This window comes from Desulfolithobacter dissulfuricans (assembly GCF_025998535.1).
Taxonomy (GTDB): domain Bacteria; phylum Desulfobacterota; class Desulfobulbia; order Desulfobulbales; family Desulfobulbaceae; genus Desulfolithobacter; species Desulfolithobacter dissulfuricans.
The window spans coordinates 3,588,591-3,596,428 of record NZ_AP024233.1; the positions used below are offsets into that span (position 1 = coordinate 3,588,591).

The 7,838-nt window shown below is 58.0% G+C and carries 5 protein-coding genes; 2 read left to right on the forward strand and 3 right to left on the reverse strand.

Translation table 11 applies throughout. The features are described from left to right. Positions 1 to 216: 216 nt before the first annotated feature. The 3 genes from bamA to GF1_RS16105 form a co-directional block, all read right to left on the reverse strand. On the reverse strand, positions 217 to 2,889 hold the full coding sequence (bamA, locus tag GF1_RS16095) for an outer membrane protein assembly factor BamA (RefSeq protein WP_267927573.1): 2,673 nt from the start codon (positions 2,887 to 2,889) through the stop codon (positions 217 to 219). 249 nt (positions 2,890 to 3,138) lie between these two features. Next, positions 3,139 to 3,891, reverse strand: a complete 753-nt coding sequence (locus GF1_RS16100) for a lysophospholipid acyltransferase family protein (RefSeq protein WP_267927574.1) — start codon at positions 3,889 to 3,891, stop codon at positions 3,139 to 3,141. 15 nt (positions 3,892 to 3,906) lie between these two features. Further along, positions 3,907 to 5,112 (reverse strand): NAD-dependent epimerase/dehydratase family protein, encoded by a 1,206-nt coding sequence (locus tag GF1_RS16105; protein ID WP_267927575.1) that lies wholly within the window; start codon positions 5,110 to 5,112, stop codon positions 3,907 to 3,909. Between the two features lie 205 nt (positions 5,113 to 5,317). On the opposite strand from GF1_RS16105, the gene icd reads away from it, so the two are divergent. Further along, on the forward strand, positions 5,318 to 6,535 hold the full coding sequence (icd, locus tag GF1_RS16110) for an isocitrate dehydrogenase (NADP(+)) (protein WP_326491570.1): 1,218 nt from the start codon (positions 5,318 to 5,320) through the stop codon (positions 6,533 to 6,535). A gap of 21 nt (positions 6,536 to 6,556) precedes the next feature. Then, on the forward strand, positions 6,557 to 7,276 hold the full coding sequence (locus GF1_RS16115; protein WP_267927576.1) for a ComF family protein: 720 nt from the start codon (positions 6,557 to 6,559) through the stop codon (positions 7,274 to 7,276). Positions 7,277 to 7,838: the final 562 nt, after the last annotated feature.

Genomic DNA, 7,838 nt, shown 5'->3' on the forward strand with positions numbered 1-7,838 from the left:
AAGCATCCAGACCTGTCCCGGCAGATACTCTGTCTTTTATCCGAAAATCACCGCAAGTTTTGATAATTCCATTGTGATTTTCATAGGTTGTTGTGGCTGGGACGTATCGAAATATGGTCCAGCCATGCTGGTTTATATGAAAGTCTCGTCCCATCCTCCAGGGGGACAAACAGCTTTCATGTTTCGTTGTGCAGGCCTTACGAGCCTGCATGGGTGTTAGAACTGACCGCCTATGGAGAAGTCCCAGACCGAGCTGTCCTCGTCATCCTTGGGATCCAGGTTGAAGCCCAGGACGAGGCGCAGCGGACCCATGGGCGACATCCAGCGCACACCGATGCCGGCGGTTTTCTTGAAATCACTCACGTCCCAGTCCTCCCAGGTGGCGTAGACATTACCAAAATCAGTGAACGCCACTCCGCGCAGGCCCGCATCGGCGAGGAGGGGGAAGATATACTCGAAGTTGGCATACCACATCTTGTCGCCACCGATACGGTCGCCGGTAACGGCGTCGATGGGGCTGATCTTGCTCGATTTGAAGCCGCGGATGGAGTTCATGCCACCCAGGTAGAAGTGTTCATAGACCGGCAGTTTGTCCTGGTTGCCGGTGAAGATCTGGCCGGCCGCGCCCTTGACATGGAAGACCGTGTCCCAGGGCAGGGGGAAGAACCAGGAACTGGCCCCCTGGATCTTGGTGAACTCCGCGTCGCCGCCGAGAAAGACCCCGGCATGCTTGACGCTTATCTCGTTGCGGGACCCGGAGCGGGTGTCAAAGGTCATGTCCCGTGTGTCGCGGACCAGGGCCACCTGCAGCGAGCTGATATAGTTGATGTCCTCGGACAGGAGGATGATCGACGAGGTTGTATCCTGGATATCGGAGAGTACGATGTGGGAAAAGGAATAACCGTACGAGATCCGCCATCTCTTCCACAGCGGGTGGCCAAGCCGCAGGCCGAAACCGGTGGAGTCCTTGGTGTAGTCGTCGTACTCCCGGGTCCAGTTGTACAGGTCTATCCCGCCCATGACCTGGGAGTCGAAGAGTCTCGGATTGGTGAAGTTGAGGTTGAACCGGGTGGTGGTGCCGCTCAGGTTGGCGGACAGGGCCAGTCGGTTGCCGGTGCCAAAAAGGTTGTTCTCGGAGATCTCGCCCATGAGGGTCAGGTATTCCGAGGAGGAGTAGCCGGCACCGATGGAGAACTGGCCGGTGGGTTTCTCCTTGACCGCGACCACCACGTCCATCAGGTTTTCCTGCAGGGTGGGCTGCGGCGTGACCTTGACCTCCTCGAAGAAGCCGAGGCGCTGTAGCTTCTGGGTCGACTGGCGGATGGCCTTGGAATCGAACACTCCACCTTCCCTGACCTTGAGGTCCCGGCGGATGACATTGTCGCGGGTCCGGGTATTCCCCTGGATTTCCACCCGGTTGAAATAGACCAGCGATCCCTTGTCGACCTGGAACAGGATGTTGACCCGTTTGCCGGTGGCCGATTTGTTGATTTTGGGCCTGACCTCGGCAAAGGCATAGCCGTGTTCCGCGAAAAGATCGGTCAGTTTCATGGTGTCGTCCCGCAGAACCTGGCGGTTGAGGAACTCTTCCCGGCGGATCTTCAGCATGGAAAGCATCTTGCTCTTGTCCTCCACCAGGTCTCCCTGGATGTCCACCAGTCCCACCCGGTAGCGGGGCCCCTCTTCGATGGGGAAGACAATGGTGAGCGAGCCATCCTTGTCCTCGACAACAGGCTCACCCACCCTGGCTTCGATAAAGCCGTGGTTGTGGTAGAAGGAAGCCAGGCGGGCCGCGTCCTGCTGGAGGACATCCATCTTCAGGACACCATCCTCGGTGATCCAGGAGGTGAGCCAGCTCCAGGTACCGGTCTCGATCACGTCCTGGAGATCGTCGTCATCAAAGCTCTTGTTGCCCTGGAAGACGATCTTGCGGATCTTCATTTTGGTCCCTTCATCGATATTGAAGGTGATTTCGACGCTGTCCCTGTCCGGGTAGTCCAGGGTGGCTTTGACCCGGGGATTGAAAAACCCTTTGGCCCGGTAGAGTCCCTTGATCCGCTTGACGGCCTGGTTGAGGCGGCTGGGGTTTAAGATGGTGCCGGTCTGGATGCCGGCCGCCTCGCGAACCTCGTCCAGCTCCACCTTGTCGTTGCCCTTGAAAGAGACCCTGGTGATGACCGGTTTTTCCTTGACCCGGAAGGTGATGGCCTTGCCGGCCGGCGTGTCCTCGGTCTCGATGGTCACGTCGTCGAAATAGCCCATGGAAAAGACCGACTTCAGATCCTGGCGCAGCCGGGCCGGATCGTAGAAATCACCGGGCTTGGTGGAGATCTTGTTGAGGATGGCCCCGGAATCGATGCGCTGGTTGCCGGCCGGGGCAATGGAGGCGACGAGATAGGCGCGGTTGGTGTAGCCCAGGACATCGGCTACGGTTTCGTCAAGGACCGTCGCCAGCATGTCCGGCGAGGTCCCTTCCCGGTAGGCGACGTGCGGCTTCTGCGGTGCCAGGGCATCATAGACCTGCATGTCCACCGAGATCTGGTCTCCGATCATGGTCAGGCTGCCGGCTGCCACGTAGTCCAGGCCGGTTTTTTCAGCCACCCTGGCGAGCACCGCCGGCGGGGGCGGCCAGCTGCCCCGGTAGTCGACCAGCTTCTCCGCTTCCTGCCTGGACAGCAGGGTCAACCCCTTGTCTCTGAGAATGGCGTCCATGGTCTTGTCCACCCGGGGGGCGATGGCCTCGGGATCAGGGGCGTTTATCTTGAGGGGCAGAAAGGTCGTGTTCTGGACCGCGGCCCTGGCCATGGTCGCCGGCATGGCGGACAGCAGACAGAGTATGAGCACCAGGGTGCTGGCAAACCGACAGGAATTTTTGGTTGTTGACTGCATAGGGCGTCCTGATAAGTGGGGAACCTGAATTGGTTTTTTCAGTGTGGTTGCGGTTGCGGGCAACCCGGACCGCATGCGACGGGAAGCCGGGCAGTCCGGGGAAAATTGGCCATCATTATGCCATGTTCCTGGAAATTTGCAAATCAATTACCCGGCCATGGCACTCCGGGAGCAGTCGCTGACCGGTTAAGGTGGTCGGGGCGGCCGGTGAAGGGTGTCCGGCGTCAGAGGGGAGGGCGCCGGGAGGGATCAGTGGGCCCCTGTTTCCTCCACGGGCTGCTGCTCCGGGTCAAGCAGCCTGGCCACCTCGTCGTGGAGGCGCTTGGCGAGTATCTGCTTGTCTTTAGGTTTGAAGTCGATGGTTGGAATTGGTTTGCCAATCCGCAGGACCACGTCTCCGGAGCGGGCCAGCAGTTTGTGCTTGGGCAGAACCCTGTGGGTGCCGTTGAAACCGATGGGCACCACCGGAACCCCGGACTTGATGGCCAGGAGAGCGGCCCCGGTTTTAAACGGTTGCAGACGGCCGTCCGGGCTGCGGGTCCCTTCGGGAAAGATGATGACCGAGGTGCCGGCGGCGATTTGTTCTGCCGCCTGGTTGAGGCTCTTCAGGGCTTCGCGTCCACGGGAGCGGTCCATGGCAACAAATCCGCTTCGGCGCATGGCATGGCCGAAAAGAGGGATCCTGAACAGCTCCTTTTTGGCGATCCAGCGGAAATCGTGGGGGAAATAGCCCTGGAAAGCATAGATGTCGGCCTGGGAGCAGTGGTTGCCGGCAAAGATATAGGTCTTGTTCGGATCGATGTTTTCCAGCCCTTCGATCCGGACTCGGATACCGGCTATCCGGCAAAGCACCCGGCCCCAGAACCGGGGGAAAGCCTGGGCCTTGGTCTCTGATTTGCGGATATAGATCAGGTCGATCAGGGCCAGAGAGCAGACCGCAAAGGTCAGGGGCGGAATCAGAATCAGATCAATGAGGGCGCGGAGATATTGTACAGGGGACATGGGGTGACGGGTTGGTTAGTTTCTTGGCCGTGTATCCTGGTCGAGGATATCATAAAATGGGGCCGTGGAGTCTTCGTGGATGGAGTTGAGCAGCTCGCGGGGTGAGTTTCGGAAATCTTCTTCCAGCTCATTATCGCCAAAAAACTCCTCGTTGAAGGTGGTGATCAGGTTCAGGTGTCCCCACCGGGTCAGGTAGTAGATCACCAGCCGGGGCAGCGCGGTATAGATGGTTTCGTCGGGATCAGGATCGACCCAGCTCGAGGCCCGGAGCTTGTCCGTGCACAGGGTCTGGGACTTGTAAAAATTTTCCAGGAACATCAGCTCCGGCGGCAGCCGGACTATGATGCCGAACCAGTTGAGGACCTTGGCCAGCCGTTCCAGGAAGTACTTGCCCGAACGGATCACCGGGTAGGGAATGTAGATCTCCCGGGGCCGTTTGAGCTCCAGATAGGAGCGGATGGTGAGGATCAGTTCGGCCAGCTCCACCGGTTCCCGGTCGACGAAATGATAGGTCTCGCCCCGGAACTCGTCCCGGTTGTCCAGCACATGGTGGACAAAATAGGGTACCTTGTTGCAGTTGGTGTAGGAATGCTTGATCCCCCTCTTGGTGATCATGAAGGGCATGGCTTCATCGGCGATGGTGAAGAAGAGCCGGTGAAAACCCTGGATCTTGTGGTCATGTTCGCCATAGACAATGGCCAGCCGGATCACCGTATAGTCAAGTCCCCGGTGCTGGCCCATGAACTTGAGGGTCCGCTCGGACATGAGCTTTGACTTCGCGTAGTTGTTCAGGGTCGGCGACAGGGGCAGGTGGTCATCCTCGGTCAGGTTTTCGCCATTGGGCAGGGTGGCGGCCGAACTCATGTGGATGTAGGGGATATTGAGGGCCGTGCAGGCGCGGGCCAGGTTGACCGTGCCCAGGTAGTTGACCTCGAAAGCCAGCTGGGCATCGGAATCCAGGGCGGCGATGGCGGTGTTGATGACAAAATCCGGCTTGACCCGGCGCAGGTAGGTTCTGATATCCTCGGAGTTCCGGATGGAGAGCTTCTTGGAACTGGGGGCCCGGATCTCGATATCATCCGGCGTCTTGGTCTTGAAATAGTGCGCAAGAGTGCCGCCGATCAGGCCGGAGCCGCCGATCAGGACCCCGAGCCGTTTTTCCTGGACCTCGATGATGGGCCGCCTCTGGACGGTATCTGTTTTTTTTATCTCTGTTGTCATGGCATACCTGTGAATTTCCAAATATAGCATAATAATAGCGCATTTCCACAGTATTTTATACCCACCTGTTCTCCCTGTCCCCCGGGCAGGTATCTTGACGGAGGGTGGCGGATCGAATATATTTTCATTTTTTCGTATTTTTTGGATTTGAGAAGGAACTGGATCAGGATTCCTGGTCCCAGACGTAGTGAAGGAGGGAATTATTTTGAGTGGCAAGGCAATTACCGTAAACGAGGATGGATCCTTAAACGTACCCGAAAGCCCGGTTATCCCTTTTATCGAGGGGGATGGCATTGGTCCCGACATCTGGGCCGTGACCCGCAAGGTGATCGATGCGGCGGTGGAAAAATGCTATGGGGGCGACAGGAAGATCGACTGGCTCGAGGTCTATGCCGGTGAAAAGGCAGTGGAAAAGACTGGCGAGTGGCTGCCCGAGTCCACCCTTGAGGCCATCCGCAAGTACATTGTCGCTATCAAGGGCCCGTTGACCACCCCGGTGGGCGAGGGCATGCGCTCGCTCAACGTGACCCTGCGCCAGGTGCTGGATCTCTATGCCTGTGTCCGGCCGGTACGTTATTTCCAGGGCGTGGTCAGTCCGGTCAAAACCCCGGAAAAGGTCAACATGGTGGTTTTCCGGGAAAATACCGAGGACGTCTATGCCGGTATCGAGTGGCAGGCCGGCTCGCCGGAGGCCGACAAGGTGATCGACTTTCTGCAAAAAGAGATGGGAGCGGACGTCCGCGACGGCTCCGGTATCGGTATCAAGCCGATCTCGGAGTTCGGCACCAAGCGGCTGGTTCGCAAGGCCATCCAGTACGCCATTGATCAGAACCGCAGCTCCGTGACCCTGGTCCATAAGGGCAACATCATGAAGTATACCGAGGGCGCGTTTCGCAACTGGGGTTACGAGCTGGCCCGGGACGAGTTCGGCGATGTGACCATCTCCGAAGACGAGATGTGGGAAAAGTTCGACGGCAAACAGCCCGAGGGCAAGATCCTTATCAAGGACCGGATCGCCGACGCCATGTTCCAGCAGATTCTGCTGCGGCCCGATGAATACTCGGTCCTGGCCATGCCCAATCTCAACGGCGACTACATGTCCGATGCCCTGGCCGCGCAGGTGGGTGGACTGGGCATGGCGCCGGGGGCCAACATCGGTGATGGCTATGCCCTGTTCGAGGCCACCCACGGCACGGCGCCCAAATACGCCGGCCAGGATAAGGTCAATCCCGGCTCGCTCCTGCTCTCCGGGGTGATGATGCTGGAGTATCTCGGCTGGCAGGAGCCGGTGGACATGATCCAGCGGGCGCTTTCCACCACCATCTCCAACAAGACCGTGACCTATGACCTGGCCCGGCAGATGGAAGGGGCGACCAAGCTCTCCTGCTCCGCCTTTGGCGACGCCATCATAGGTAATATGTAGTAACAGGGTTTTTCCGGTTTGATGAGGGGGTTTGTAGCCGCGCTGCAGGATCTCCTCTTTCCACCCTGTTGTCTGGGTTGTGGGCGGCAGCTGCCGGCAAGGCAGTTGCCGCTTTTCTGTTCCTCCTGCTTTACCCGTCTCTCGCCACTCTCTTCTCCCTGCTGCTCCTGTTGCGGCATACCCTTTGTCTCCGGTCAGGACCATCTTTGCGGCCGCTGTCTTAAGGAACCACCCGGATTCGACCTGGCCCGGGGGGCGCTCACCTATCATGAACCCCTGGTCACCCTGATCCATTGTTTCAAATATGGGGGTGAGCTGGCCGGCCTCTCCTCCATGGCCTGGCTTGCCAGCCAGTCTGCCGGTTACCGGGAAATCGGCGATCCTGAGATTATTCTTCCGGTCCCCCTCCATCCGACCCGGCTCCGGGAGCGGGGTTTCAACCAGAGTCTCCTGCTGGCCCGCAGTTTTTTTCCCCGGCTTCGGGACCGTATTGCGCCCGATCTGCTGCTCCGGACCCGGCCAACCATTCCCCAGTCCACCCTGTCCGGCTCTGCCCGGCGGAGAAATCTCCAGGGGGCATTTGCGGTGGCTGACGGTGACAGATTACGGGGGCGCCACGTGCTGCTTGTTGACGACGTGATGACCACCGGTTCCACCATTGGCCAGTGTGCCCGGGTTCTGCGTCGGGCCGGTTGTCGCCGGATCGAGGTCTTTGTTCTGGCAATGGCGGTTCCGGACTGAGACCGGGGACAGGCTGTCCCGCAACCGGGATGCGGTATTACCATTCCGGGTCCGGATAATTTTTTTTTCGATGCCCGGATGGTGTATCGGCCGCAGTAAAGCGGAATTAAAAAGACCCGACGGTCTGTAACCGCATTTTTGAGCTTTAAGGAGTTTTTTTGAGAAAAATATCGTATCGTAGAGTTTAAAATTGTTGATAACTTGTGGATAGTTTTTCGGTAACAATCATAATGCTTTGATTTTAAAAGATAATTAACGCATGAAAAGAAAAAGTACGATTTTATGGACCTTTGACGGTATGACCCATTGCAAACCCTGATGCAGGCTGGAAGAGGTATTTTCCCTCTCATTCTTTGATTTTGAACCGGAAATTCGCCTAAACGGCTTTTGACCGGACCGGGCTTTAGGGCTACATCTATGCCCGTCACTGCGGCACCCCCCCGGGGCGCTGTCTGGATTGGCATTCAACGTGGAAAACGATTCTTCCTGCTGCTCTCGCAGGAATTTTATGTACTGAAAAAAGCAATTCCGGACCCTGGGCTCCGGGTTGATCTTGAGCGTT